The organism is Butyrivibrio hungatei DSM 14810 (genome assembly GCF_900143205.1).
GTDB classification, from domain to species: domain Bacteria; phylum Bacillota; class Clostridia; order Lachnospirales; family Lachnospiraceae; genus Butyrivibrio; species Butyrivibrio hungatei.
Map to the genome: position 1 here is coordinate 70,768 of NZ_FRDH01000010.1, position 26,492 is coordinate 97,259.

Sequence of the window (26,492 nt, forward strand, 5' to 3'; positions counted from 1 at the left end):
AGTCCTTCTATTGTAAGGATGGGTCTTATGCAATGGAAATCTACGAACCGTGTCAGGTCGGGAACGAAGCAGCACTAAGTAGAACCTTTCATGTGTTGTAAGGTTGCCTGTCTTTACGGGAAGTCAACGTGCATGTATCCTTCCCAGAACTGCCTTTTTAATTATTCTTGTTATCAAGATATTTCATGTAATTTATTACCATGAGCGCGATCTTAAATGTAAGTGCATCATCGAATTTTCTAACATCAAGTCCAGAGCTCTTCTCCAGCTTTTCAATTCTATATACAAGAGTATTTCTATGTACAAAGAGCTGTCTTGAAGTCTCAGATACATTAAGATTATTCTCAAAGAACTTAGCAATTGTATTTAAAGTCTCTTCGTCAAGATCATCTGGAACTTCCTTGCCTCCAAATATCTCGTCAATAAATATCTTGCAAAGGCTCTCTGGAAGCTGATAGATAAGTCTTCCAATTCCGAGTGTATTATATGCATTAACTCTTTTCTCAGCGTAAAAGATCTTTCCAACTTCGAGTGCCATCTTAGCTTCCTTGTAGGACTTACTAAGATCTTTTATCTCCTCTACGATGGTTCCGTAGGATACTCGTACACTAAGCATTGCCTCTGTATTCATCATATCTACAATAGTTGTAGCAATCTGAGCCACTTCTTCATAGGACTGGCCCTTAGAAAGAGTCTTGATAAGTATTACGCTATTCTCATCTACAGCTGTTACATAATCCCCTGAATGAGGTGCAAACATACCACTTAAAAGCTCCTGCGCTGTATTATCCTGTGAATGCTTGATCTCAACAAGGATAATGACTCTTGGAACGCTTGTCTCTATCTTGAGCTTTCTAGCCCTGTTGTAAACATCGATAAGAAGCATATTATCAAGAAGGAGATTCTGGAAGAAATTATTTCTGTCATATCTCTCTTTATACGCCACAATAAGATTCTGAAGTTGACTTACTCCAATCTTACCAACCATATATGCATGCTCACTATCACCCTTGGCAAGTAGCACGTATAACGGTTCTCCTTCATCAAGGATCTTGAACAAATGAACATCCCCAATAACCTGTGAGTCAACTGGAGAATTAGCAAAACTGATAATAATAGAAATATCCAATAAATCCCTATCAGTAGTAGTAGCTATTACTTCACCATTTAGATCCATTACACACAGGTCTACTTTGGTTATAGCTCCTAATTCTTCAATACTTCCTTTTATTGTCTGTCCTGAAATCATCTGTGTGATCCTCCTTAGTATTACCTATAGTATATCATACCAATCAAAAAAAGAGCCACGCATATGCGTGGCTCCTGAAATTCTTATTAGTTTGTGATTGTCTTCTCTGTCTCTTTGTCGAAGATGTGAATCTTCTCAACATCGAATGCAAACTTAACCTTATCGCCAGGTCTAGCTGTTGTACGAGAGTCAACTCTAGCTGTGATAGGGAACTTATCAAGATCAAAGTACAGATAAACTTCTGCACCAAGAAGCTCGTAAACGTTGATTGTTGACTCAAATACAGCCTTAGATGTGCTAACAACCATCTCTGAATCATCAACATCCTCTGGACGGATACCGAATGTAACGGTCTTTCCAGCGTAGCCACCCTCGATAACCTTCTTAGCCTTTGCAGGTGGAAGTTCGATTGACTGACCAGCAATCTTAAGGCTAGCCTTGTCACCCTGTACTTCAACTTCTGCATCAAGGAAGTTCATCTGAGGTGATCCCATGAATCCAGCAACGAAGAGGTTGCCTGGCTTATCATAGAGGTTCTGAGGTGTATCAACCTGCTGAACAACACCATCCTTCATAACTACGATTCTTGTACCAAGAGTCATAGCCTCTGTCTGGTCATGTGTAACGTAGATGATTGTTGTGCCAAGTCTCTGGTGAAGCTTAGCGATCTCTGTTCTCATCTGTACACGGAGCTTAGCATCAAGGTTTGAAAGAGGTTCGTCCATAAGGAATACCTTAGGGTTACGAACGATAGCACGTCCCATAGCAACACGCTGTCTCTGTCCACCTGAAAGAGCCTTTGGCTTACGATCAAGGAGCTTCTCAAGGTCAAGGATCTTAGCAGCTTCTCTAACCATCTTATCAATTTCAGCCTTTGGAACTTTTCTAAGCTTAAGTCCGAAAGCCATGTTATCATATACTGTCATGTGTGGGTACAGAGCGTAGTTCTGGAATACCATCGCAATATCTCTGTCCTTAGGCTCTACATCGTTAACAACTCTGTCACCGATCTTAAGTGTTCCTGAAGAAATATCTTCAAGACCAGCGATCATACGAAGTGTTGTAGACTTACCACATCCTGAAGGTCCTACGAAAATAATAAACTCTTTATCCTGAATCTCAAGGTTGAAATCTTTAACAGCCTCAAAACCATTAGGATATACTTTAGTTACATGCTCAAGTGATAAACTTGCCATACCTATTTTTCCTCCTAATTTCCATATAGCTTAATGCTAGTTATCAGTATATATACTGGGCTGTTTATTTACTATTCACTATTTTCACAAATATTTTATTTTTCATTAGCAATTCTGCTCAGTAGATTGGCATTTTATCCACAAATCCGGAATATTGACGAAGAAAATTGCAATTCTATATGCAACTTGACTATTGTATTACTCCTCGTCGAGCTTTCTGATTGCCTTGTCCAGCTCTTCCTCTTCTGTGAGTTCATCTTCTTTAGGTTCGAAGCGCTTAAATGTTCCGTTGTATAAAAGAGCATTCAAGAAGCTTGGTCCAGCAATGCCCATAAGGACAAGCACTGGAATAGACTTCACATCAAAGAAGTAGAAAATAAGAAGTGGTAATCCAGTAATAAGTGTCATAAGAATTGTCTTAGGGAATGCAAGAATAGACATTAAAAGAGAATTCTTAAGAGTTGCTCTGTTAGTATTATCAAACTTTGATAAAATAGGGAACACATATAGTGAGACCATATACAGGAAAGCACTGATACCGATGATGATGTATCTGTAAATTCCGTTTAAGTTATTAAGGATAAAGAAGTCGAGAACTAAAACTCCACCAATTGTAAACTTGATGATCTGAAGAACTACAGCCTGCTTGAAGTTCTCCTTAAATGATCTGAAATATGTCTTAGTAATGTAGCTATCTTCATCTCTTACAATCTTAAGAAGTACAAAGTGCATTGCTGTACAAGCAGGTCCTAAGATACTAGAACAAATGATACCGAAGATCCATGCCCATAATACAGCGCTAAGGAAGTAGTTGTAATCAAGCTGTGCGCCATCAAACATTACAGGACCAAATACTGGTCCTAAAAAAACAGCCTGCTCAATAATGAGAGGAATCGCAAAAATAAGTGTCAAAATATTGAGCCACATTACGTCAGCAACTCTTGTAAGTGCGCGCATAAGTGGGCTCTCAAGATCAAATAACTTTCCCATTTCTTTTTTCTATACCTATTCCTTCTAACTTTTTTTGACCAGACTCAGTTCCATCGGAGTAAAAATGATACCGTCTGCTTCCATTTCTTCTCGTAAATCCACGAAGCCCATCTTGTGATAGAACCCTAAAGCATAAGGAGAAGCATTGACAGTCATCTTGTCAATGCCCTCCTCTTCGAGTACATATTTAGATACAAATCTAATCAGCGCTTTGCCTATCCCATTTCCATGACAGTCGCCATCTACAAATAACAGTGAAATATGTTTCTTTTCTCTAAGAGAGAGCATCCCCAGATACCTTCCCTCAAAGACCGCCACGAACAGTTGATAGTGTCCAGCCAAAAACATCTTTCTGAGCATATCATCATTGACGAATTTTCTAAAATTCTCAATGCCTTCCTGAGAGTAATCAGGCGCATTATATCTCACAAAGGTATCCCATGCGAGTTTAATGGCACCCTCCCAGTCTGAGCTGTATGCACATCTGACCATTATTTTGGATTTATCAATTCGCATTTCTGCCATCCAATATCTTCTTTATCCAAGCGTACTGGTCTTCATATACTTTTTCTCTACCGATCTCCTGCTGAAGTTCATGGCGCATTCCATCGTAGATCTTAAGTTCAACATTGGTGATACCTAGCTGATTCTTATAAATATCATGGAGTTTAGTAAGGGCTTCGCCATAGTTGCCTACAGGGTCCTCACTTCCACCAGTGATAAGGATCGGAAGATTCTTTGGAATATCTTCCATCTTGTCTGTATCTCCAACTCTCTTTAAAAGTTCTGCCATTGTCTTGAAACCATTGAGAGTAAAGATAAAGTTATCTCTAGGATCTGCAATATATCTGTCTATGCTTTCTTCGTTATGTGAAAGCCAGTCAAACTTCGTTCTGGCATTAGGGATTTTCTTGAGATATCCCTTGAATGCCATATTATTGATCATTTCTGAACGGTACTTTTCTCCCATGATAACCTGCATGAAAGAAACAAATCTGCCTAATGATTTAACTGTGCCTAATGGCATAAAAGCTGTACCCTGAATGATTGCACCATTAATACCTGTTCCATAGCGAGTAATATACTCTCTGGCAACGAATGAGCCAAAACTGTGACCAAGAATAAATACAGGAACACCTGGATACTCTTCCTGAGTCATCTTCTTGAGTCTGTGAGCATCTCTAACTAATACCGTCGCTGGATCATTCTTACAGAAATAGCCATAGGTACCTTTTCCTTCAGTTACAGAGCCGCCATGACCAAGATGATCATTACCCATAACAAGAATGCCCTTTTCTGCCATAAAACGAGCGAATTCATCATAGCGATCAATATACTCCTGCATACCATGGATGATCTGTAAGATTGCCACCGGCTGTCCTTCAGGAATCCATTTTATCGCATGAAGCATGGTCTGTCTGTCACGTGATTTGTAAGTCAGTTCCTCTTTGCGTACCATTCGGAAATCCCTCCCATACATTATATTGTTATATTAATAATACCACGAATCGTACATAAACTGTGCACTTTCCGAAGCATCATAGAATTAACAAATTTCTGCTCCTGCTGGCATATCTTTTTCAGGAGTCATAAGTGCAAGATTGCCCTCAGCATCCTCAGCACAAAGAAGCATTCCCTCAGACATTACGCCTGCAAGCTTAGCTGGCTTAAGGTTTACAAGTACCATAACCTTCTTGCCCACCATCTCTTCAGGTGAATAGTACTTTCTGATTCCTGAAACGATCTGCTTTACCTGGCTTCCTATCTTAACCTGTGAGCAAAGAAGCTTCTTAGAATTTTCAACCGCCTCACACTTAATGATCTCACCAACCTGGAACTGCATAGCCCCGAACTGATCATATGTGATCTCGTCCTTTGCAGGAATGTCGATAGGAGCCTTCTCTTCTCCTGACTCTTCCTTCTTGACTGGAGCTGGTGCAAGTCCTGCCTTTGCAAGATTCTCAGCAGCTTTTCTCTGAGACTCTTCAAATTCTGCCTTCTGCTTTTTAACTATCTCAGCAGACTTCTCAAGTACTTCCTTGAGGTCCTTTCTAGCAAAGAGCATCTCTGGGCTCTCTGAAACCTTAGTGCCATTTGGGCAAAGGCCAAACTGACCTAATGTATCGAAATCTCTATCTGGAGTAGAAAGCTGCTCTTTGATCTTCTGTGCTGTTTCTGGCATGAATGGCTCAAGAAGTGAAGCACCGATTGAGATTGCCTCTACAAGGTTATAAAGAACTGTTGAAAGTCTGTCTTTCTTGCTCTCATCCTTTCCAAGTACCCAAGGCTCTGTCTCATCGATATATTTGTTGCATCTCTTGAAGAGCGAGAAAATCTCTGTAAGAGCATCAGCAACTCTGAGCTCATCCATCTTGGCTTCTACCTTCTCGTAGCAGCCAGTTACAACTGCCTTAAGATCTGCATCTACATCTTCTGTAACACCCTTATCTGCCACAACACCACCAAGGTACTTGTTGCTCATAGCAATAGTACGATTTACAAGGTTACCAAGTGTGTTAGCAAGATCTGAGTTAAATCTTTCAACTAAAAGTTCCCATGTGATAACACCATCATTTTCGAAAGGCATCTCATGAAGAACGAAATATCTGACAGGATCAACGCCAAAGAGACTTACAAGGTCATCAGCATAGATAACATTTCCCTTTGATTTACTCATCTTCTCGCCGCCCTGTAAAAGCCATGGATGTCCAAATACCTGCTTTGGAAGAGGCTCGCCAAGAGCAAAGAGGAAGATTGGCCAATAAATTGTATGGAAACGAATAATATCTTTGCCAATAAGGTGAAGATCAGCTGGCCACCACTTCTTGTACTCCTCAGAGCTGTTACCATCTGCATCATAGCCAATACCTGTGATATAGTTTGTAAGAGCATCAAGCCATACATAAACTACATGCTTGTTATCAAAATCAACTGGAATTCCCCACTTGAATGATGTTCTTGATACACAAAGATCCTGAAGGCCAGGAAGAAGGAAGTTGTTCATCATCTCGTTCTTTCTGGATACAGGCTGAATGAAATCAGGATGTGTATTGATATGCTCAATAAGTCTGTCAGCGTATTTGCTCATCTTGAAGAAGTAAGCTTCCTCTTCTGCTGGATGAACTGCTCCGCCACACTCAGGGCACTTGCCATCAACAAGCTGAGACTCTGTATAGAAAGCCTCACACTCTGTACAATACATGCCTTTGTATGATCCCTTATAAATGTCGCCCTGATCATAGAACTTCTTGAAGATCTTCTGAACCTGCTTAACATGATCTTCATCTGTAGTACGAATAAACTTATCATATGAAGTATCCATCAAGTTCCAAAGACCTTTGATAGTATCTGAAACCTGATCTACGAATTCCTTTGGTGATTTGCAGCCAGCTTCGATAGCACGTGTCTCGATCTTCTGTCCGTGCTCATCTGAACCAGTCTGGAAATGTACATCAAATCCGTCTTTTCTCTTATATCTTGCTATTGCATCTGCAAGTACGATCTCATAGCTGTTTCCGATATGTGGCTTACCAGATGTATATGCAATTGCAGTAGTAATGTAATATTTTCCCTTGTTCTGCATTATCTATATTCCCTTCTTAAAATTATTTACCAACACAAAAGCTCATAGCCTGTCTCAGTTACAAGAAGCTCAACTTCCCACTGTGCTGAAGGCTTTAAGTCTGCGGTATAAACTGTCCAATCATTCTCTTCATCAATAAAGATCTCATTTGTACCCATATTGACCATAGGCTCTATAGTAAATATCATACCTGGAACCATAAGCATTCCTGTTCCCGGCTTACTTACAAAGCTTACAAATGGCTCCTCATGGAAGGCATTACCACATCCATGACCACCAATCTCTCTGACAACTGTGTAACCATTCTTGAGCGCATGCTGATGAACTGCATTGCCCATATCTCCAATAGGAGTCCATGGTTTAACAGCCTTAAGCCCCTCTTCGAGGCACTCTTTAGTTACATCAACAAGTCTCTTCTTTTCTGGAGAAACATCACCTATACAGAACATTCGTGATGAATCAGAAAAATAGCCATCAAGAATAGTAGAACAATCTACATTTATGATGTCTCCATCCTGAAGAATAATATCCTCAGATGGAATACCGTGACAGACTTCTTCATTAATAGATGTGCAAACACTCTTAGGAAATCCCTCATAATTAAGATCTGCAGGGATTCCGCCCATCTTGGTAGTAGTGTTGTAAACGATGTCATCTATCTCCTGAGTGCTCATACCTGCGTGGATCTTCTCACCGATCTCATCAAGCACTGCCATATTGATAACCGCACTCTTCTTGATTCCTTCTATGTCTTTTTCAGTTTTAAAAAGATCTCTGCTGGGAATTATCATACCCTGATGCTCAAACTGAATAAGCTTGTCATCAAAAGCAGCATGGCAACTTTTGTATTTTTTTCCACTGCCGCACCAGCATAAGTCATTGCGTTCTAGTCTCTTATACATTGCATTCCTTCTCATAATTTCGATATTTTCACAAATATAGTATGCCTTTTCAGTCCTTAACTGTCAACTTGCTATTAACTATCTCTCCGACTGGGCTGTGCTCTCTTAAATACCTGATCAAAAGATCTGGCATCTCGTCAGAATAGCTTCCAACCGTCTCGCAATTTCCAATGCATTCATATCCGCCAGTACCGGTTGCTCTATAGTTGCTGGTTACGAGAGTATAGTCCTTGTCATCTGATAACTCTCCGCCTCCAAGAAGAGTGAGCTTTGTAACTCTTTCTCCAACTGGCTTTGTAATATCAAACTCGTACTCAAGTCCTGCATAGAAGTCGTAATTGTAGTGCTCAACTTTTGGCTGTAAAAAAACTTTTGAAATGCAGATATTTCCTGTCTCTTTATCAATCTCAAAATACTCTGCGCATCTCTCTAAAGCCTTCTTGATAACTTCCTTTGTAACCTTCTTTACTTCTACAGTATTGGCAAACTGGTAGATTCCAAGTACGTCTCGAACCGAAATATCCTTCTTAAGTCCAAGTGGATCATTTGCAAGGCTTGTACATGAGAAATCCGCTCCTGTGTAATCAAGCTGAACCTGATTAAATATAGAAGCAACCTTGCTTCCATAAAGAGCTGCTTCCAGCTTTCCTTCTGGCTCAATTTCTTTTTCAAGACTTCCGATCGGCTCATCAAGCCACTTTTCTACTCTGCCTGTGAGCTCTTCCATCTTGGCAAAAGAGCTATTAAACTTCTGATATCTCTCATCAGGAGCCTTAACCTTGGCAAGCTTTGATGTAATATCCCACTTGTCATTAGCTCTTTTAACCTGAAGGTCACAGAATACGCCAGCCTTGTCTGGTGGCTGAACACCGTAGCTTCCTGAAATCTCCACTCCCTCTACAGACATATGCTGATGGCCAGTTAAAAGAATATCGAAATCAAGCTTTCTTGCTATCTCACAGGCCTGGTTTTCTGTTGTATCAGATAACTTCTTGCCTGTAGCAAGATTCTCTTCAAAGCCGCCGTGATAGATGCAGACTGTGATATCACACTTTCCTTTCAGTTCTGAGAGCTGTTCTTCCAGTGCTTTGACAGGGTCAGATACCTTAAGCTCTGTCAGATGGTCTTTTTGTTCCCAGACATTAACATATCCGGTAACGGCGCCTGTGATTCCAACTCTCGTTCCATCTTCCAATGTGTGGATCACGTTTTTCCTGATGCCAAGAGCTCCTCTTAAATCCTCTACATTTGCACAAACGAGCTGTGCCTTCATACTGGATACATAATCAAGGATCACATCATATCCAAAATTAAAATCGTGATTACCAAGGGTATAATAATCAAGCCCCATCGCATTAAATCCTTCTGCAACAGGATTAAATCCAAATTCATCTTTATGTTCTATGTAATATGAAATAAGCGGTGTGCCCTGAAGACTATCACCACCGTCGATCACTAATGTATTTCCATCTTTTTCAATTTGAGAAGCTATACAAAAAAGCCCCGCATTCTCGGGGCAATTTTTTGCATAGTTTAAAGGAAATACATGTCCATGTGTATCTGATGTATAGACAATGCGCATATATTTAACCTCTTGTAAGTTTTACTCTGATCCTAGTTGAAATGTACTCGATGATAAGAATGAGTACGATAAGTCCTGTAAGGAGGGCACCTGCTTCGTTCCATCTGTAGGAATTCATAGCAAAGATAAGTGGTGCACCAAAACCGCCGGCTCCAACCATACCAAGGATTGTAGCATCTCTTAAGTTGATATCAAATCTGTAGATCGCAGTAGATGCAAAGTTTGGCATAAGCTGTGGAAGGATTCCGTAGCGGATCTTCTGCCATGTGTTACATCCAGCAGCATCAAGAGATTCAATAACGTGTGTATCAAGGTCTTCAATAGCCTCAATGTACATCTTACTGATCATACCGATAGAGCAAACGCCCATTGTAAGGAGACCGGCGAAAGCTCCAGGTCCTGTTACTCTTATGAACATAAGACCATACACAAATGCAGGGATGGTTCTTACTGCCATGATCAGCATTCTTCCAACAAAAGCAATTGGCTTTGGAGTAAGGTTTGATGCTGAAATAAATGCCAGTGGAATTGAAATGATCGCACCAACGATGGTACCAAGGAAAGCGATACACATTGTTTCAAGCATCAGATAAGGAACACCTGCAGTTGTTTTAAAATCAAGCAAGAATTCAAGATCAGGGTGGAAGATACCAGAAAGTACATTAAGTGCGATCTCTCCACCGTCGATTGTTGAGCCGCTAGTCTCAATAGCACTAGCACTCCAGATCATAAGTATTGCTACGATAACTGCTATTGTTAAGTTGTAGACCCAGTTCTTAGGTCTTTTTGAATAAGCTTCTTCTATTCTCTGATTCATATCTTCCTCCACTCTTACACTAACTTCTTACGTAAATAGCGGCTGACTGACTCGATAATGAATACAGTAACGAAAAGAGCTACTAGGATCATTCCAACGTTTGGATACTCACGCCAGCTTATTTTTTCATTAAGAATAAGACCAATTCCACCTGCGCCTACATAACCAAGAACCGCAGCATAACGAACATTTCCTTCAAAGTTAAAGAGACAGTTTGAAAGGAAGAATGGAAGTACCTGAGGAATAATAGCAGAGATAAAGGCTCTTGTCTTAGTAGCTCCCATAGCTTCCATAGCTTCGAAAGCGCCCATATCTACTGTCTCAATTTCTTCATAAGTAAGCTTTCCAATGTAACCAAAAGAGAAAACTGCTATAGCAACTGTACCTGCCAATGTTCCAAGACCAAAGATAAGAGTTGCAACAAGGGCAATAACAATTGTAGGAAGAGTTCTGATCAAGCTGAACATTACTCTTACGATTGAAACAACAATCTTGCTAGGACACACATTTGTGCTGGCAAGCATTGCAAAAGGCACTGATAACAAAGCGCCAAGTACTGAACCAATAAGTGACATCTTAATTGTGTCAAAAAGAGGATTCCATACTGAACCCATGTATGAAGCGTTAGGTGGGAACATCTCTCCAAGGATTACGAAGAACTGTCCGATACGCTTTGTCAAAACTTTCATATCAAAGCCTGTAATCTTAACAGAAAGCCAGCACATAGCAAGGATCAGGATCACATAGATAGGTGCTCTTGAAGCCTTTTTGGCTACAGACTTTCCATTAGGAAGCGTATATACTCTAGGCTTAAAAATCTTATCGTAAATACTCAACGTGATCACCCCACTTCTTTCTGGACGTTACCTTCTTTGTCTACTCTTCCGTTGTAGATTCTATCAAGTACTTCCTGAGTAGCCTCAGAAGCTGGGCCATCATATACGATCTCACCCTCGCGGATACCGATCACTCTTGTAGCATAGTTAAGAGCAAGGTCTACGTGGTGAATATTGATAAGGACTGAAATGTTCATATCCTCGTTGATTCTCTTAAAGTCATCCATTACCTGCTTGGCTGTTACAGGGTCAAGAGCTGCAACAGGCTCATCAGCAAGGATGATCTGTGGATTCTGTGCAAGTGTTCTAGCAAGAGCTACTCTCTGCTGCTGTCCACCTGAAAGCTGGTCAGCTCTTACGAAAGCCTTATCAAGAATACCTACTTTATCAAGGCACTCTAATGCTTTGAGCTTCTCTTCCTTTGTGTAGATTCCGAATGTTGATCTAAACCAAGGCATATCTGGAACAAATGCTGTTAAAACATTCTTTATTACAGTGGTTCTAGTGATCAAGTTAAATGACTGGAAGATCATACCAATTTTTCTTCTGAATCTTCTAAGCTGCTTGCCAGACAAGCTCATAACATCAACACCATCCACGGTGAGTTTACCACTTGTTACATCATGCATCCTGTTGATGGTACGGATCAATGTGGATTTACCAGCACCAGACAAACCAATAATTGCTACAAATTCGCCTTGCTCGATTGTTAAATTCACATGCTTAAGGCCTTCAAAACCATTAGGATATTTTTTTCCTACGTCTTCAAACTTGATCATTACTATTCTCCTGATTCTAATTCTAAAAATAAGGGAAGATATTATAAAATATCTCCCCCATGTTATTCATAATGTAGTTCTGCTCTCGCTAACGCTCGCCAGAACAAGGTAGTACACCAGGCTCGACATAACCTCGCCAAGTGATTACTTTAATTCATTGACTTAATGAGCTCCTGAGCCTTTCTTTCTGACTCATAGTCCTCAGCCTTAGCCTCTACATAACCGTTGTGGTTGTAGATTGAAATAACTTCCTTACCAGCGTCTGAATTTCCGATATTGATAAATGCCTGTGTAACAGCTGCCTTGAATGCATCATCCATAACATCTGATGTCTTGCTTACGCTGATTGTATCGTTGTAGATACCATCTGTAACACCGATAACGTTTGTCTCATCCCAGATGCTAGCTGTTCTACCGAACTCTGTTGTCCACTTCTCTTCGTTGTCACGTCTTGCATCTGCATAGCAGCAAAGAACGTCGATCTGACCAGAAGCAAGTCTAGCAAAAGCGTTACCATATGAATCAGCCTGTACAGCGTGTGAAAGATCTGTGATGTGCTTCTCAAACTTATCCTGAAGCCAAAGTGAAGGATAGATATATCCAGCTGATGATGAAGAATTCATAACGCTCCAGTTAAGGCCATCAAGATCTTCCCATGTAAGCTCCTCACCATTGTTAACCTTCTCTGAGATAGCCTGACCAGCCTCTGAAGGACCAGCGATGATAAGACCACGGTAGAATGTTACCTGCTCTTCTGTAGGCTCTGTAGGCTTGTTGTCGTTCCAATCCTTAGCTTCTGGGCTCTCGATTGAAAGACCATCTCTTGTAGCTGTAAGGATTACATCGCATCCGTCCTCGTAAAGTACATATGTACCACCAGGGATAAGACCGATATCTATAGTTCCGGCTGAAAGACCTTCACCAACTGCTTCGTAGCTTGTTCCAACAGTGATGTCTACTTCCTTAACATCATAGCCAAGGCCAGCAAGCTCTGTTGTAAGAAGCTCCTTAAGTGGCTCTGTTGCAGTAACAATCTCGTCAGGATCACGTGATGGAACGAATCCAATTGTGAGCTTGTCGATAGTAACTGGCTCTGCAGGTGCTCCAACCTCAGTATTTTCTGCAGTTTCTGTTGAAGCTACTGAGCTTTCCTGTGCGCTCTCAGTAGTTGTTTCTGTTGTAGATGCGCTGTTTCCACAGCCTGCAAGCATAGCTACGCATGAAATACTTGCTACCATCATTGCAAAAAATTTCTTCATAATTCCTCCTACCCATAGTCATGGGCTTATTAAATATTTTTTCGCAATAAAAGCTCATGTGTATTACACATGAGCTTTCTGCAAATTACACGCCTAGAATTCTATGATATAGTGACAGGTTTGTCAACAACGAATTGTCTTTATTGCGTTAAAGTTCCACAGCACGAAAATGCCGTTTTTATGAACTTTTCTACTTAGTTTCCAAGAATATCAAGGAAGCGCTTAACGTTATATTGAATATCCCCTTTAAATACGCCGGAACCAGATACTATCACATTGGCTCCTGCCTCCAAAAGCTGGGAAACGTTCTCAACATAAATTCCGCCATCGACTTCGATATCAGTTTTAAGTTTTTTCGCTTCCAGCATACCCCTTACAGCTCTAACCTTATCAACGCACTCTGAAATGAGTTTTTGTCCGCCAAATCCAGGTTCTACAGTCATCACCAGGATCATATCCACCATATCAAGATACTCATCAAGTGCTGATGCATCTGTACCAGGCTTTATAGAAATGCCCGCTTTTTTGCCATGTTTGTGGATCTCATCTATGACAGCCTTAGGATCCTGAGCTGCCTCGAGATGGAAAGTGATAATATCTGCACCGCTATCCACAAAGTCTTTTACATATCTGATAGGATCCATGATCATGAGATGAACATCAAATACCTTTGAAGTCACACCTCTGACACTTTTGATAACTGGCATACCATAGGAAATGGATGGCACAAACATGCCATCCATAACATCGATATGAATATACTGGGCTCCAGCCTGATCAGCTTCTTTTATCTGTTCACCAAGCTTTGAAAAATCTGCTGATAAAATTGAAGGGCTTAAAATATTCATCATTATTTAAGAAATTCCTTTACTGATGCATATACACCATCACCATCAAGACCGTACTTCTTAACAAGTGCTGCAGCAGATCCAGACTCACCGAATCTATCCTGCATACCGATCTTCTTGACTACTGTAGGACACTCTTCTGAAAGAACGTCACATACAGCGCTTCCAAGACCACCAATAACTGAGTGCTCTTCTACAGTTACAACCTTGCCAGTCTTCTTGGCTGTTGCAACTACGAGCTCTCTATCAATAGGCTTGATTGTGCAGATGTTGATTACTTCAGCATCGATTCCGTCAGCGGCAAGCTTCTCAGCTGCTTCAAGTGCTGCACCAACACCGATACCTGTAGCTATAATACTAACATCTTTTCCTTCACGAAGTACAGTACCTTTTCCAAGTTCAAACTTGTAATCAGGTCTATCGTTAACAACTGGGCAAGCTGCACGTCCAAAACGGATGTAAACAGGGCCTTCATGCTCTGCTGCTGCTCTTACGCAAGCTCTAGCCTCGATATCATCTGCTGGACACATAACAACCATTCCAGGAATTGTGCGCATAAGTGCAAGGTCTTCGTTACACTGATGGCTGGCACCATCTTCACCTACTGTAATACCAGCATGTGTTCCGCCGATCTTAACGTTAAGGTGTGGATAACCGATTGAGTTACGAACCTGCTCGAAAGCTCTTCCTGTAGCAAACATAGCAAATGTGCTTACGAAAGGAATCTTACCTGTTGTAGCAAGTCCAGCTGCAATACCCATCATGTTACACTCAGCGATACCACAATCAATGTGACGATCTGGGAATTCTTTCTTGAACCAACCAGTTCTTGTTGCTGCTGCAAGGTCAGCGTCAAGTACAACGACTTTATCATTAACCTTAGCAAGCTCTATAAGTTCTTTACCATAGCTATCTCTGGTAGCTATCTTCTTTACTTCGCTCATTTCAACCTCCTTCTGTTCTATCAAGCTAATGACTCGCCGATCTTGTTAAGATCATCCATTGCCTTAGCGTACTCTTCGTCATTAGGTGCTACACCATGCCATGAAACCTGGCCTTCCATGAAGGAAACGCCCTTACCCTTAAGGCTGTGTGCGATAATAGCAGTAGGCTGACCCTTTGTTTCCCTAGCTTCTTTGAATGCTGCTCTAAGAGCATCAAAATCGTGAGCATCAACATTGATAACGTGGAAGTTAAATGCTTCGAATTTCTTATCAATAGGATAAGGTGAGCAAACCTGATCTATAGGTCCGTCAATCTGAAGTCCGTTGTTATCTACGATAACTACGAGATTATCAAGCTTGCGGAATCCAGCAAACATAGCTGCCTCCCAAACCTGTCCTTCTTCGATCTCACCATCACCAAGAAGTGTATATGTTCTGTATTCTTTATTATCAAGCTTTGCAGAAAGTGCCATACCACAAGCAACAGAAATTCCCTGTCCAAGAGATCCGCTACTCATATCAAGACCAGGTAAATACTGCATACTAGGATGTCCCTGAAGTCTTGAACCAAGCTTACGGAGTGTTGTAAGCTCCTCTACTGGGAAATATCCGCGCTGAGCCATTGCTGAATAAAGACCTGGTGCTGTGTGTCCCTTTGAAAGAACAAAACGGTCACGATCTGGATCCTGTGGCTTCTTTGGATCGATGTTCATCTCCTCAAAATACAGATATGTGAAAATATCTGCTGCTGACAGTGATCCACCTGGGTGTCCTGCACCTGCTGCATGAACCGCTGTAACAATGCCCTTGCGGACTTCGTTTGCAATTACCTGCAATTCTTTGTTTGTCATAATTCCTCCACTTCCTTTACTTTGTATCATACCTCTAAAATACATATTTCTACTAAATGCATTTAAAATGTATCACACTTGAAAATATGAGTCTATCGTATTTTTTGCCGAACTTTTCCTAAATGATGCTAAAATTCTCATCGTTGACCATAATATGCATTGGCACCGTGCTTGCGGTAGTAGTGCTTGTCCTGAAGCTCCTGAGGAGCTGGCTTAACATCTGGATTAATGACCTCGCATCTGTATGCCATCTTGGCAACTTCCTCTGTGACAACGGCGTTGTGTACTGCTTCATGTGCATCTTTACCCCATGTAAATACACCGTGGTTCTTGCAAAGAACTGCTGGAACAGCCACAGGATCTTTTTCCATCCTGTTAAACTCGTTGACAATGAGGTGGCCTGTATTCTCTTCATAAGCTGACTCTATCTCTTCTTTTGTAAGACATCTTACACATGGAATCTCGCCATAGAAATAATCTGCATGAGTTGTGCCATAGCAAGGAATGCTTCTTCCTGCCTGAGCCCAGCTTGTTGCATAGGATGAATGAGTGTGAACTACGCCGCCGACTTCCTTGAACGCCTTGTAGATCTCAACGTGTGTTGGAGTATCTGATGAAGGATTGAGCTTTCCTTCTACCTTGTTACCATTAAGGTCCATAACAACCATATCATCCGGAGTCATTGTATCGTAATCAACACCGCTTGGCTTGATCACGAAAAGTCCACTCTCTCTATCAATGGCACTTACATTTCCCCAAGTAAAAGTAACAAGACCATACTTTGGAAGTAAGATATTCGCTTCATAAACTTTTTTCTTTAATTCTTCTAACATTTCTGCCTCCTCGAAAATACCTCGCTAAGTGATTACTTAAAACGATTACTTAGATTGCCTCAACTGCTGCCTTCTCAATTGCAAGACCAGCGTTGTAATCCTTCATGAACTCATTAAATCCTGCCACATCTGCGGCTACCGGCTCGCAAGTCTCAACCTTACCGCTTGCAAATACCTTGTCAGAAAGATATTTCTCTAAAGTCTCGCCCTCAGCCTTCTGCATCATGTATCCAGCAAGGATAGCCTGTCCCCAAGGGCCGCCCTCTCCAGCTGTCTCCATGAGCTTAATTGGTGTATCAAGAGCTGCTGCCATAACTCTGTCACCAACGCCTCTGATCTTGAAGAATCCGCCCTGACCAAAGAAGAAGTCAGCCTTAACATTTTCTTCCTTCATAAGGATATCGTTACCAACCTTAAGTGCTCCAAGCGCTGTGTAAAGATGTGTTCTCATAAAGTTAGCAAGATTGAACTTAGCATCTGGTCTTCTTACGAAAAGAGGTCTTCCTTCGTTGAAACCAGTAATGCTCTCACCTGAGAAATAGTTATATGCAAGAAGTCCGCCGCAATCTGCGTCGCCTTCCATTGCCTTTCTGTAAAGAGTTCCATAGAGTGTGTCATCATCAACATCCTTGCCGATGGCACCAGCAAACTCTCTAAAGAGACCAACCCACGCATTAAGGTCTGATGTACAGTTGTTGCAGTGAACCATTGCAACCTCTTCGCCAGATGGTGTTGTAACAAGGTCAAGCTCTGGATAAGCCTTTGAAAGGCTGTGCTCAAGAACTACCATTGAGAATACTGATGTACCAGCTGAGATATTACCTGTTCTAACGCCTACTGAGTTAGTAGCAACCATACCTGTGCCAGCATCACCTTCTGGAGGACATACTGGAATACCGGCCTTTAACTTTCCGCTAGGATCAAGCTTCTTGGCACCTTCTGCAGTAAGTTCGCCAGCTCTTTCACCAGCTGGAAGTGACTTAGGAAGGATGTCCTCAAGCTTCCAAGCAAGGTTCTTGTCAGCAATAAGCTCGTCAAACTGCTGAACCATCTTCTGGTTGTAATCACAAGTCTTTGAATCAATAGGGAACATTCCTGAAGCATCGCCTACGCCCAGAACCTTCTCTCCAGTAAGCTGCCAGTGAATGTAACCAGCAAGTGTTGTAAAGAAATCAACCTTAGAAACATGCTCTTCCTTATTAAGGATTGCCTGATACAAATGAGCAATGCTCCATCTCTGAGGAATATGATATCCAAAGAGATCAGTGAGCTTCTCAGAAGCTTCCTCAGTTATTGTATTTCTCCATGTTCTAAATGGAGCAAGAAGTGTACCTTCCTTATCAAAAGCCATGTATCCATGCATCATAGCAGAGAATCCCATAGCTCCAACTGTCTCAAGTTCAACGCCATACTTAGCCTTTACATCCTCTGTAAGCTTAGCGTAGCAGTCCTGAAGTCCGCCCCAGATATCATCAAGTGTGTAAGTCCAGATACCATCCTCAAGTCTGTTCTCCCAACCATGAGAACCAGAAGCGATTGGATTGTACTTTTCGTCTGTAAGAACTGCCTTGATTCTTGTTGAACCAAATTCGATTCCTAAAAATGTCTTTCCCTCAGCTATAAGCCCTTTAACTTCTCCCATAATAATCTCCATTTCCTCTCTTTTTATTTTTCTTTTATCGAATCCCTAAGTATCACATCCTCAGAAAATTCGTAAGTTGCATTAAACGTCACTTTCTGCTCATGTATGAGTCTTATCATATTCTGAGCAGCTTTTTCACCAAGCCTGTGCTTGGGATGAGGTATTGACGAGATCATAACTCCGTCAACGCCCATTCTCGCTATATCTGAATCATCCATGCCAATTACCGACATGTCATCAGGAAGTTTCAAGCCATCCTCCGACAGTATCTGCATCAGCATGCCAGCCACCTGATCGTTGTAGCAAAAGACAGCTGAACAGCCCTTAAGTCTTTCTTTTACCCTGGAAAGAGCTCTTGCTCCGTCCTTGATATCGATCGTGTCGATGAAGTTCACGTGGTCATAGGTGAAAGGAAGCCCAAACTCCGTCATAGCCCTAAGATACCCTCTGTATCTCTCGCGCCCCTGTCCATCATCTAGCTTCAAGATACATCCTATATCTTTGTGCCCGGCATTTATCAGCGCCTTGACCGCCTTATAGGCACACTCTTCATCATTTATAGAAACGTGTGGAAGATCCAGCTCCGGATAGAAGCTGTTTATGAAAAGAACCTTTATCCCCCGATCAACTATCCTTTTGTACAAGTCCATGTTTGGATTTGGAAGTGCACTCTTTACCGGCTCCATGATGATACCGGCTATATCTTTTCTATCTAATACATCAAGGAGTATCTGTCTCTCCTTGTTGACCGTGTTGTTGGTAAAAGAGATCTGAATTGAATAACCTTTTTCACTAAGGGTACTCTCTATGCCCCTTATGGTGCTAGGAAAGATGTAATCATCAACGTAAGTTGTAACTACTGCCACAACTGACCTAAGACTGTCATCTGCTCTCTGATCAGCCACGTAAGTTCCGCTTCCCCTGCGGCTCTCCAAAAGGCCATCTCCAGCCATGACTTCAATAGCATGTCTGATGGTCTGCCTGCTAAGATCAAACATCTCGCACAGCTCATTCTCAGACGGAATCTTAGATCCAGGCTTAAGAGTTCCATTATCTATATTTGAATTTATCCATTCGATTACGCTTTCGTACTTAGCCAAAAGTTGTATTCTCCCCTAAAACTTGTATCATTTTTGCACTTTTGTCAGCAATTTACTAATCCAAGCATAATCATCATAAATTCACGAGTTTTTAAAATCAATCAGTAATATATACAAATTTGTAAAGTTGTATATGTACAAATTTCCTTATTTGTCTTTTCCAAGTCCATCATTTCTGGAATAGAAAAAGAGATACTGCTGCATCACGCCGTTGTATGGCGCGTATCCTTCAAAATCAAAGCCCTTTGGATACTTGATTTCAAGCACTCTGTTGATCCATACATCTTTTGGAAAAGCATCAAGCCTGTGATATCCAAACAAGATCTCGCAGTTAGCAACTTTAACTCCAACACCAAAAAGCTTTAAAAGTTCTTCCATAAGCTCCTCATCAGATAGCTTATCCCAAGAAGAGAGATCCACTAGACCACTTGCCACATCTTCTGCCGCCTTTTTCACATACTTATCTCTGTAGCCTAGACTACAGCTACCAAGCTTATCAAGAGAAAGAGCCGCTAATTTCTCCGGTGTAGGAAAAGAATATATCTTTCCCACTCTTTCATCTTCTACTATGAGGTCTCCAGCCATGGCGCAGAGCTTCTCAATAGAAGCTTTGATAGCAGGAATATTTTTTCTCTGAGAGATGATAAAAGAAATAAGCATCTCCCATGGGTCCTGTCTAAGAATCCTGATGCCCTTGCCATACTCAGATGCATTATATAAATAGATGTCCTTCTTTTTACTAACGCGTCCTCTGATGTCAGCATAGCTTAGCTCAAGGTCAAAATAGTTCTTCCAAAAATCATCAAATTCTTTTTGGTTACAGCTAAATTCGTACTCGCAATTTCCAAGCTCTTTTACAAATACATGCTTATCAAGTGCTGCCACGCTAAAGGTTCCAGGTTCTGTTTCACACTCATTGAACCTGAAACACTGGCCACTTTCTGCAATTTTTTTTAGATCAAAATCATCATTTATCGTAATCTTCATTTTGTTCTTCCTTTTTGGATATCCATTCCGTCTACATAGCCTCTGTCCCATAGCATAATGTTAAGCTTCTGAGCAAGTTCTACCGCAGGCTGGGTAAAATACTGGTTGGTCATGACAACACCCACCATTCTGCCATAGTAATCTCTTCCGGCATATATCTCCTGAACCGCCTTGACTCCTATGGGCTTATCATAGCATTTGCACTGAAATGCGTAGGTAATGCCATCCTTCTCCGCCAGAATGTCTGCCCCAAAGTCGCCACTACCTTTCGTAACCTCAACCTCCAGAAAGCCATTGTCTCTTAGAAGGTCTGCGCAATAGTATTCAAAGTCGTGCCCCTCCATCTCATCCATTGGAAGAGGGCGAAGTCTACGCCTTTTTATCAAAAGAAATATGATCGTCGATAGCAGTATGGCTGCCACAATTATTGAAACTATTATCAGTTGTTCTTTCATTTTTGTACCTTTATCCTTGCAAAAGTGCTCTCAGCCCTTAATATTACTATAGTTATCTATTATAGGATATAGTATAATCGTGAAGATGTGTAGTAAAAATACATGTATTTACAGGGAGAAAGTATGGAAAAGGTAAAGGAATTCTTAAAACGAAAAGACATCGAAATCTCACTTAAGCGCTACGGTATTGATGCGCTTGGAGCAATGGCTCAGGGACTTTTCTGCTCACTGCTCATTGGAACTATCATCGACACAGTCGGTAAACAGTTCAACATACCATTTTTATTAAGCACAGTAGCAACTATCGCCGGTAAAGAATACACCGTCGGCGGACTTGCATCTGCAATGAGCGGACCTGCCATGGCTACAGCTATTGGTTTTGCACTTAAGTGCCCACCACTTGTACTTTTTTCAATGATCACTGTTGGATTTGCTGCTAACGCCCTTGGCGGAGCAGGCGGTCCTCTGGCAGTTCTCTTTGTCGCTATTCTTGCAGCTGAATTTGGTAAGGCTGTGTCAAAAGAGACAAAGATAGATATCTTAGTTACTCCACTCGTTACTATCGCAACTGGAATATTCTTCTCTTGGCTGATCGCGCCTCCACTTGGACAGCTTGCAATGTGGCTAGGAGATGTCATTATGAAGGCAACAGAACTTCAGCCATTCTTCATGGGAATTGCTGTTTCAGTTCTTGTGGGCGTAGCCCTCACACTTCCAATCTCTTCTGCAGCCATCTGCGCAGCCTTTGGATTAGTAGGACTTGCTGGCGGAGCGGCTGTAGCAGGTTGCTGTGCTCAGATGGTTGGCTTTGCAGTTATCTCATTTAAGGAAAACAAATGGGGCGGCCTAGTATCACAGGGCCTTGGAACATCAATGCTCCAGATGGGTAACATTATCAAGAATCCACGCATCTGGATCGCACCAACACTTGCTTCTGCAATCACTGGACCTATTGCAACATGTCTCTTTAAGCTTGAGATGAACGGAGCTCCTGTTTCATCAGGTATGGGTACTTGCGGACTTGTAGGCCCTATCGGTGTTTACACAGGATGGGTAAACGGAGTACTTGATGGTACTAAGAGTGCTATCACAGCCTTTGACTGGATCGGACTTCTTATGGTTTGCATCATTCTTCCAGCAATCTTCTCACTTGTGATAAACGCAGGTGTCAAGAAGCTTGGCTGGGTTAAAGAAGGAGATATGGCACTTTAAGGAGGAGTTCCCATCTTATGCTCCAATGCTGCCATTCGAAGATATAGAATGGTACACAATACTTGCGAAGAAAAACTAATTTAATTATGCTCACAATCACATTGTATAGAAGAAGCAGACATAAACTGTCTGCTTTTTCTTTTTTTATTTCAAAAAGCACCTCTTCATCTCGTAATTATCCAGCAAAAATCCAGAGACAGCAAGTGTCCACCTCAACAAGCCCAAATCAAGATACATTATAAACAAACAGAGATAAGCGCTTATCTCCTGAAACAAAAAACAGTTACAGGAGATTAAAAAATGAATAGTTACGCTTCTATTATCACAAGTTGTAAATCCAAAGATGGACAAGGATTTCTACTCCTTGCAGAAAAGTTTTCTCCTCTGATAAAGAAATACACACGACTTCTTTATAAAAATGAGGCTGAAGATGTCAAACAAGAAATGCTTTTGGCACTATGGGAAGCTTCTCAGAAAATTGAAAAATATGACAACGAAGGAGAATGCACAAGATACTTTTTCAATGCACTTAAGTGCAAATTTCTGGAGCTCTATAGAAAAAGCAAAAATGAAAATGAAACCTCTTTTTTGCTTGATGATTCCATTATGGAAAACGAACAATCCGAGGAACATCTTAAGTATGCATATGCCAACTTAAAACAAGATATCATTTTTGTGCTTAGCAATTATCCTACAGTTGTAAAAGACATGTGCCTAAAGATGATTTTCAACGATATGTCTGATTCCGAAATCGCAAAGAATTATCACGTTAGCAGACAATACGCAAATCGTATCAGAAGAAACTTTAGAAAAGACATGAGTATATTTTGGGAGGTATAACATGAAAATAAAAAAAATAATAGAGTACACTGGAGCAGTACTTACAAGCACTTGGCTTGCAGACTTTTTTCTCAATTACTATTCCGCATATGTTCTTTTGGTACTGTTAATGGTTATTGATTATATATCAGGGATGCTGGCTTCCTATAAGGAAGCAATTGATAATCCTAATGACCCAAACTATGGTTGGAGTAGCAAAAAAGGTCTTAATGGAATCATTAAAAAGATAGGTTATTTGTTAACTAATATAGTTGCCTTATGTATGGATTATATACTCCGTACATTCTCTGGTGAACTGGGTATAGAAGTCAAATCTTCTACTACTATAGCGTTAGTTGTCCTCGTATGGTTTATTCTTAACGAACTTCTGTCGATAACCGAAAACACTGCTAGATTGGGGGTTCCGGTACCTAAATTTCTATTAAACATTCTCTCTGATTTAAGACAGAACTTGGATGATAAGAAAAAATAACTCTTTCTAGTTTACAAAAACAACTTCTCATTCTTTCTATATAGTGTAGCTGCTACAACAAAACAAATAAGAAAAGAGGAAAAAATATGTACAACGGTAGAGCTTTTGTAAATACATCAGACAGAAAAGTGCCTGTTTATCAGCTTACAAAAAATGAAATTGACATCACAAACAAGCAGATTGGCACAATATATCCCAACGAGTGTTTTGGCATGCACGCATCCGAAGGAAATGTATCGTTTATTGTATTCCGCAATTCATCAGGTGGAATAAGCAGAGGGGGATTTGGAAGTGTAAATCCTGACTATACTCCATACTGCGAAAGAAAAAGTAATGGAAAAACATTAGAAAAGAATCTACCTGATGGAGCAGGATTATATAGTCACACTCTATCAAAAAACATGAATTGGTATGTAGGAACCCATAAACAGTCTACTCCGCTCCCAAAGGGAACTATTATCAAGATCAAGTCTTCATGTACTACTGGCGCAGATTATCCTTCAAGAATTTTCTGTGCAGGATACAGAAAACCAGGCGGAAAAGATGTAGTAAAGGAATTTTGTATTGATTTCCTAACTGTTGGTTCAATGCCTAGCAACAGAGCACTTCTATAATTAACTCAACCAAAATGCGTGCACCACAGCAATGGTGCACGCATTACTTTTTTATTCTTTAGTTTTTACCTTCAAATGAATAGGCTTCTTCCTGCCCTACAACAGCGCCATCTGTCTCTGATACATAAAATGTAACATCTGTTTCAAAGCCGTCTATTGTCCCCTTCACAGTTCCATCTTCACTTGTAAATAACAAAACTTCTTTACTATCAGGATATTCATAAATAGTCGCATATCCTTTCAATTCTTTTGAATCATCTATATGTATCTCAATGTCAAAAGAGCCTTCCTCCATTCCATCAGAAATTATAAGATAATGATCATTCTTATACTCTCCGTAGCAACCGCATAAGGGAGAATCAATAGAACAATCCTCGCTCGAATCTTCTGTTGAACTTTCTGTCATTTCCTCAATTTCAACACTAGGCATCTTCTCTTCAGGTGAGACTGTCTCACCCACCGAACACCCTTCCATAATTATTGTAGCCGCAATAATAGCTAACAGTATGTTTTTTCTCATATTTTCTTTTCTCCTAATAATACATATTGAAATAATAACATTTGATGTATTGTATCTAAACTATAAAGGCTTAACATTATTAGAAATGAGAAAGTCATTTATATAATCCAACGAATCCGCATAATAATGTAATAAAACAAAATTATAAAATTGATGATCATGATTTCCCATACGTAGCGCATTTCCCGACAATCTTATCAACTTTTCACTGATAGAATAAAATGTTTGCAACGCTAAACAAATTAGTATCACATTTTCAAGACTTATATTTTCACCATGCAACGCTCTACTAATAGTTTTTTCATTGATGCGTGCTTTATCAGCTATTTCTTTTTGACTTAAGTTCCGCCATTTCATTAGTATTTTTAGAGAGTCCGAAAAGTCTTCAGGAAGCTTTCTTAAAATCTCACTTTGATCTGATATATCTTGCGCCAACACCTCATTTTTCTTGGCCGTATCATATGAGTTTTGTAACCCATTATTATATTCCACCCTAAAACGTATCGGTGACTGATCACTTCTATTCAAATAAAATGATGCATGCCATTTGTCATCAGCGCCGTCAATTACAAGATTGAATATTAAACAACACTCGTCCATGTGGCTTAAAGCATACTCTGTAAGCATAGGTCCTTCATTACCATGAATAATATACTTTGAAGAGTTAATTACAAAATGTGATTCTGCATAAATGTAGAATCCTTGCTCCACCATATTTCTGATATTGCTGTCTGTAAAAACCAAAAGTGCTGCATCTGCAAGATTTATGGAAAATGTCTGTTTCTGTTTTAGTGCGCCTTTACTAAATGAATATGGACGAAGATATTTGCCATCCATATAATCATATATTCCTATTGCTTCTTCGTATCCAACTTCCACGAGTCTTATTTTCGCCGACATTCTTGAAACGCCAAAATAATCAGCAAGCTTATCTATCACCATTGGAAGCACATCTATAAGATCAAAAAAACCACTAGCTCCTCTTACTTCTCTCAAAAATTTAGAAGCCTGCATTTTGAACATGTTTTCAGGCATTAAAATATGAGCTGCCAATGCGTTTGCTTGCCACTCCATATAAGATTCTTTTGTGGTTCTTTTAGTATTGCCATCAATACTACAATCTATATTTGAATAGTTTTCATTATATATGCTTTCAAACAAGTATTTTTTGTAATGATACTCTTTATGAACACATTCATGTACTATCGTATGATTAACAGACCCAACATCTCTAAGATAGAAAATACTAGGATCTAAAACAATTGTGTTTTTAGCTATTTTGTCCTGAATTAAAGCGCCATCGTCGTCATAAAAAAATGCATTACAGTCTTCAAAATACAATTGACCAAAAATACTACCATCATTTGTTATATTCTTCGTAACAACTGTAAGGCCCATTGAACGAGCTAATTCGAATGTGTCTATCTTCAATGGCTCTAATAACGCTTTTGGATAATACTTCTTCAAAAAGCAAGCTGCTATCGAATCCAAATCTTTCTGCTTTATACAAGGTATAAAATCATCTGAAAGACTATCAGCCCCATGCCTTACACCACAATATTCTTCAACATATAAAATCTTTATTTTTTCAAGTTTATCTTCTAATGACCCCTCACAATGGCATGTAAACCATTGCGTTGTATTCTCGATTCTTTCATGCTTTTTACTATAATCGTAGATTTCCAGCTCAACTTCTACAATTACATCAAAATCTATTTTTAAGCCCTGATTGTTAGTAGATAAAACAAATTTAATATTGAAATAATCTGCAAGAACTTTATCAACATTTGATAAATAGCGCAAAGAAAGATTCAAATCACGCTTGTTTTCATATATATACTCCGTGATTGATTCACAAATTAACTCATAATGCTTATTTTTTAGAAATTCTCGAAAAGATCGCATCTCTATTGTCTCCCCCCAAAGCTGTCATATCAAAAATAATACTACAAATCCTTTTTATAAACAAAGTTTACACTTC

General features: G+C 40.2%; 26 protein-coding genes and 1 other RNA gene. 5 read left to right on the forward strand and 22 right to left on the reverse strand.

Annotation, left to right across the window (positions count from 1 at the left end; all coding sequences use genetic code 11):
- Window positions 1-16 precede the first annotated feature (16 nt).
- Window positions 17-116, forward strand: an RNA gene (ffs, locus tag BUA02_RS12120) — signal recognition particle sRNA small type.
- Window positions 117-157: 41 nt separating this feature from the next.
- On the opposite strand, the gene BUA02_RS12125 is transcribed toward ffs, so the two are convergent.
- The 20 genes from BUA02_RS12125 to BUA02_RS12220 form a co-directional block, all read right to left on the reverse strand.
- Complete coding sequence (locus BUA02_RS12125; protein WP_071177236.1) at window positions 158-1,249, reverse strand: PucR family transcriptional regulator; 1,092 nt, start codon at window positions 1,247-1,249, stop codon at window positions 158-160.
- 86 nt (window positions 1,250-1,335) lie between these two features.
- Window positions 1,336-2,445, reverse strand: coding sequence for an ABC transporter ATP-binding protein (locus BUA02_RS12130; protein ID WP_071177237.1), 1,110 nt, complete (start codon window positions 2,443-2,445; stop codon window positions 1,336-1,338).
- A gap of 198 nt (window positions 2,446-2,643) precedes the next feature.
- Entirely contained in the window at window positions 2,644-3,435 is a 792-nt protein-coding gene (locus BUA02_RS12135) for a YesL family protein (RefSeq protein ID WP_072704515.1), read from the reverse strand.
- 24 nt (window positions 3,436-3,459) lie between these two features.
- Window positions 3,460-3,960, reverse strand: coding sequence for a GNAT family N-acetyltransferase (locus BUA02_RS12140; protein ID WP_242946509.1), 501 nt, complete (start codon window positions 3,958-3,960; stop codon window positions 3,460-3,462).
- Window positions 3,941-4,894 carry an alpha/beta fold hydrolase gene (locus BUA02_RS12145; protein ID WP_072704518.1) on the reverse strand — a complete coding sequence of 318 codons (954 nt, stop codon included), beginning with the start codon at window positions 4,892-4,894 and terminating at the stop codon, window positions 3,941-3,943. The genes BUA02_RS12140 and BUA02_RS12145 overlap by 20 nt, the downstream gene beginning before the upstream one ends.
- 87 nt (window positions 4,895-4,981) lie before the next feature.
- Window positions 4,982-7,018, reverse strand: coding sequence for a methionine--tRNA ligase (gene metG / locus BUA02_RS12150; RefSeq protein WP_072704521.1), 2,037 nt, complete (start codon window positions 7,016-7,018; stop codon window positions 4,982-4,984).
- A 26-nt stretch (window positions 7,019-7,044) separates the two neighbouring features.
- Complete coding sequence (locus tag BUA02_RS12155) at window positions 7,045-7,920, reverse strand: methionyl aminopeptidase (RefSeq protein WP_072704524.1); 876 nt, start codon at window positions 7,918-7,920, stop codon at window positions 7,045-7,047.
- Between the two features lie 49 nt (window positions 7,921-7,969).
- Window positions 7,970-9,502 (reverse strand): bifunctional metallophosphatase/5'-nucleotidase, encoded by a 1,533-nt coding sequence (locus tag BUA02_RS12160; RefSeq protein WP_072704527.1) that lies wholly within the window; start codon window positions 9,500-9,502, stop codon window positions 7,970-7,972.
- A gap of 4 nt (window positions 9,503-9,506) precedes the next feature.
- Window positions 9,507-10,319 (reverse strand): phosphonate ABC transporter, permease protein PhnE, encoded by an 813-nt coding sequence (gene phnE, locus BUA02_RS12165; RefSeq protein WP_072704530.1) that lies wholly within the window; start codon window positions 10,317-10,319, stop codon window positions 9,507-9,509.
- Window positions 10,320-10,333: 14 nt separating this feature from the next.
- The gene (phnE, locus tag BUA02_RS12170) at window positions 10,334-11,155 is read right to left on the reverse strand and encodes a phosphonate ABC transporter, permease protein PhnE (RefSeq protein ID WP_072704533.1); all 822 of its coding nucleotides are present in this window, start codon (window positions 11,153-11,155) and stop codon (window positions 10,334-10,336) included.
- A 5-nt stretch (window positions 11,156-11,160) separates the two neighbouring features.
- Window positions 11,161-11,934, reverse strand: coding sequence for a phosphonate ABC transporter ATP-binding protein (gene phnC / locus BUA02_RS12175; protein WP_071177245.1), 774 nt, complete (start codon window positions 11,932-11,934; stop codon window positions 11,161-11,163).
- A 149-nt stretch (window positions 11,935-12,083) separates the two neighbouring features.
- Window positions 12,084-13,193 carry a phosphate/phosphite/phosphonate ABC transporter substrate-binding protein gene (locus tag BUA02_RS12180; RefSeq protein WP_071177246.1) on the reverse strand — a complete coding sequence of 370 codons (1,110 nt, stop codon included), beginning with the start codon at window positions 13,191-13,193 and terminating at the stop codon, window positions 12,084-12,086.
- Between the two features lie 194 nt (window positions 13,194-13,387).
- The gene (gene rpe, locus BUA02_RS12185; protein ID WP_072704536.1) at window positions 13,388-14,044 is read right to left on the reverse strand and encodes a ribulose-phosphate 3-epimerase; all 657 of its coding nucleotides are present in this window, start codon (window positions 14,042-14,044) and stop codon (window positions 13,388-13,390) included.
- Entirely contained in the window at window positions 14,044-14,985 is a 942-nt protein-coding gene (locus BUA02_RS12190; protein ID WP_071177248.1) for a transketolase family protein, read from the reverse strand. Before BUA02_RS12190 ends, rpe begins: the two co-directional genes overlap by 1 nt.
- 20 nt (window positions 14,986-15,005) lie before the next feature.
- On the reverse strand, window positions 15,006-15,836 hold the full coding sequence (locus tag BUA02_RS12195; protein WP_072704539.1) for a transketolase: 831 nt from the start codon (window positions 15,834-15,836) through the stop codon (window positions 15,006-15,008).
- A 137-nt stretch (window positions 15,837-15,973) separates the two neighbouring features.
- Window positions 15,974-16,669, reverse strand: a complete 696-nt coding sequence (locus BUA02_RS12200) for an L-ribulose-5-phosphate 4-epimerase (protein WP_072704542.1) — start codon at window positions 16,667-16,669, stop codon at window positions 15,974-15,976.
- A gap of 49 nt (window positions 16,670-16,718) precedes the next feature.
- On the reverse strand, window positions 16,719-18,311 hold the full coding sequence (locus BUA02_RS12205; RefSeq protein ID WP_330393342.1) for a xylulokinase: 1,593 nt from the start codon (window positions 18,309-18,311) through the stop codon (window positions 16,719-16,721).
- A gap of 23 nt (window positions 18,312-18,334) precedes the next feature.
- Window positions 18,335-19,411, reverse strand: a complete 1,077-nt coding sequence (locus BUA02_RS12210) for a GntR family transcriptional regulator (protein WP_083572757.1) — start codon at window positions 19,409-19,411, stop codon at window positions 18,335-18,337.
- 147 nt (window positions 19,412-19,558) lie between these two features.
- On the reverse strand, window positions 19,559-20,398 hold the full coding sequence (locus BUA02_RS12215) for a DNA-3-methyladenine glycosylase family protein (RefSeq protein ID WP_072704551.1): 840 nt from the start codon (window positions 20,396-20,398) through the stop codon (window positions 19,559-19,561).
- Window positions 20,395-20,853 carry a restriction endonuclease gene (locus tag BUA02_RS12220; RefSeq protein ID WP_072704554.1) on the reverse strand — a complete coding sequence of 153 codons (459 nt, stop codon included), beginning with the start codon at window positions 20,851-20,853 and terminating at the stop codon, window positions 20,395-20,397. The genes BUA02_RS12215 and BUA02_RS12220 overlap by 4 nt, the downstream gene beginning before the upstream one ends.
- A 123-nt stretch (window positions 20,854-20,976) precedes the next feature.
- Between BUA02_RS12220 and BUA02_RS12225 the strand changes: the two genes are divergently transcribed.
- The 4 genes from BUA02_RS12225 to BUA02_RS12240 all read left to right on the forward strand — a co-directional run bounded on the left by BUA02_RS12225 (window position 20,977) and on the right by BUA02_RS12240 (window position 23,991).
- Entirely contained in the window at window positions 20,977-22,065 is a 1,089-nt protein-coding gene (locus tag BUA02_RS12225; RefSeq protein WP_071177255.1) for a PTS sugar transporter subunit IIC, read from the forward strand.
- Window positions 22,066-22,365: 300 nt separating this feature from the next.
- Complete coding sequence (locus BUA02_RS12230; RefSeq protein ID WP_072704557.1) at window positions 22,366-22,905, forward strand: RNA polymerase sigma factor; 540 nt, start codon at window positions 22,366-22,368, stop codon at window positions 22,903-22,905.
- A gap of 1 nt (window position 22,906) precedes the next feature.
- On the forward strand, window positions 22,907-23,377 hold the full coding sequence (locus BUA02_RS12235; RefSeq protein WP_072704560.1) for a phage holin family protein: 471 nt from the start codon (window positions 22,907-22,909) through the stop codon (window positions 23,375-23,377).
- 86 nt (window positions 23,378-23,463) lie between these two features.
- Window positions 23,464-23,991 (forward strand): hypothetical protein, encoded by a 528-nt coding sequence (locus tag BUA02_RS12240; RefSeq protein ID WP_072704563.1) that lies wholly within the window; start codon window positions 23,464-23,466, stop codon window positions 23,989-23,991.
- A 58-nt stretch (window positions 23,992-24,049) separates the two neighbouring features.
- Here the strand turns inward: BUA02_RS12240 and BUA02_RS12245 are convergent, their stop codons facing one another.
- Both BUA02_RS12245 and BUA02_RS12250 read right to left on the reverse strand, forming a co-directional pair.
- Entirely contained in the window at window positions 24,050-24,511 is a 462-nt protein-coding gene (locus BUA02_RS12245; RefSeq protein ID WP_072704566.1) for a hypothetical protein, read from the reverse strand.
- Window positions 24,512-24,571: 60 nt separating this feature from the next.
- Window positions 24,572-26,416 carry an ImmA/IrrE family metallo-endopeptidase gene (locus tag BUA02_RS12250; protein WP_072704569.1) on the reverse strand — a complete coding sequence of 615 codons (1,845 nt, stop codon included), beginning with the start codon at window positions 26,414-26,416 and terminating at the stop codon, window positions 24,572-24,574.
- Window positions 26,417-26,492 lie beyond the last annotated feature (76 nt).

What these genes read in the sequence shown, in the direction of transcription:
- BUA02_RS12125 (WP_071177236.1), bottom strand. Translation starts at nt 1,249, where the DNA reads ATGATTTCAGGACAGACAATAAAAGGAAGTATTGAAGAATTAGGAGCT.
- BUA02_RS12130 (WP_071177237.1), bottom strand. Translation starts at nt 2,445, where the DNA reads ATGGCAAGTTTATCACTTGAGCATGTAACTAAAGTATATCCTAATGGT.
- BUA02_RS12135 (WP_072704515.1), bottom strand. Translation starts at nt 3,435, where the DNA reads ATGGGAAAGTTATTTGATCTTGAGAGCCCACTTATGCGCGCACTTACA.
- BUA02_RS12140 (WP_242946509.1), bottom strand. Translation starts at nt 3,960, where the DNA reads ATGGCAGAAATGCGAATTGATAAATCCAAAATAATGGTCAGATGTGCA.
- BUA02_RS12145 (WP_072704518.1), bottom strand. Translation starts at nt 4,894, where the DNA reads ATGGTACGCAAAGAGGAACTGACTTACAAATCACGTGACAGACAGACC.
- metG (WP_072704521.1), bottom strand. Translation starts at nt 7,018, where the DNA reads ATGCAGAACAAGGGAAAATATTACATTACTACTGCAATTGCATATACA.
- BUA02_RS12155 (WP_072704524.1), bottom strand. Translation starts at nt 7,920, where the DNA reads ATGTATAAGAGACTAGAACGCAATGACTTATGCTGGTGCGGCAGTGGA.
- BUA02_RS12160 (WP_072704527.1), bottom strand. Translation starts at nt 9,502, where the DNA reads ATGCGCATTGTCTATACATCAGATACACATGGACATGTATTTCCTTTA.
- phnE (WP_072704530.1), bottom strand. Translation starts at nt 10,319, where the DNA reads ATGAATCAGAGAATAGAAGAAGCTTATTCAAAAAGACCTAAGAACTGG.
- phnC (WP_071177245.1), bottom strand. Translation starts at nt 11,934, where the DNA reads ATGATCAAGTTTGAAGACGTAGGAAAAAAATATCCTAATGGTTTTGAA.
- BUA02_RS12180 (WP_071177246.1), bottom strand. Translation starts at nt 13,193, where the DNA reads ATGAAGAAATTTTTTGCAATGATGGTAGCAAGTATTTCATGCGTAGCT.
- rpe (WP_072704536.1), bottom strand. Translation starts at nt 14,044, where the DNA reads ATGATGAATATTTTAAGCCCTTCAATTTTATCAGCAGATTTTTCAAAG.
- BUA02_RS12190 (WP_071177248.1), bottom strand. Translation starts at nt 14,985, where the DNA reads ATGAGCGAAGTAAAGAAGATAGCTACCAGAGATAGCTATGGTAAAGAA.
- BUA02_RS12195 (WP_072704539.1), bottom strand. Translation starts at nt 15,836, where the DNA reads ATGACAAACAAAGAATTGCAGGTAATTGCAAACGAAGTCCGCAAGGGC.
- BUA02_RS12200 (WP_072704542.1), bottom strand. Translation starts at nt 16,669, where the DNA reads ATGTTAGAAGAATTAAAGAAAAAAGTTTATGAAGCGAATATCTTACTT.
- BUA02_RS12205 (WP_330393342.1), bottom strand. Translation starts at nt 18,311, where the DNA reads ATGGGAGAAGTTAAAGGGCTTATAGCTGAGGGAAAGACATTTTTAGGA.
- BUA02_RS12215 (WP_072704551.1), bottom strand. Translation starts at nt 20,398, where the DNA reads ATGAAGATTACGATAAATGATGATTTTGATCTAAAAAAAATTGCAGAA.
- BUA02_RS12220 (WP_072704554.1), bottom strand. Translation starts at nt 20,853, where the DNA reads ATGAAAGAACAACTGATAATAGTTTCAATAATTGTGGCAGCCATACTG.
- BUA02_RS12225 (WP_071177255.1), top strand. Translation starts at nt 20,977, where the DNA reads ATGGAAAAGGTAAAGGAATTCTTAAAACGAAAAGACATCGAAATCTCA.
- BUA02_RS12230 (WP_072704557.1), top strand. Translation starts at nt 22,366, where the DNA reads ATGAATAGTTACGCTTCTATTATCACAAGTTGTAAATCCAAAGATGGA.
- BUA02_RS12235 (WP_072704560.1), top strand. Translation starts at nt 22,907, where the DNA reads ATGAAAATAAAAAAAATAATAGAGTACACTGGAGCAGTACTTACAAGC.
- BUA02_RS12240 (WP_072704563.1), top strand. Translation starts at nt 23,464, where the DNA reads ATGTACAACGGTAGAGCTTTTGTAAATACATCAGACAGAAAAGTGCCT.
- BUA02_RS12245 (WP_072704566.1), bottom strand. Translation starts at nt 24,511, where the DNA reads ATGAGAAAAAACATACTGTTAGCTATTATTGCGGCTACAATAATTATG.
- BUA02_RS12250 (WP_072704569.1), bottom strand. Translation starts at nt 26,416, where the DNA reads ATGCGATCTTTTCGAGAATTTCTAAAAAATAAGCATTATGAGTTAATT.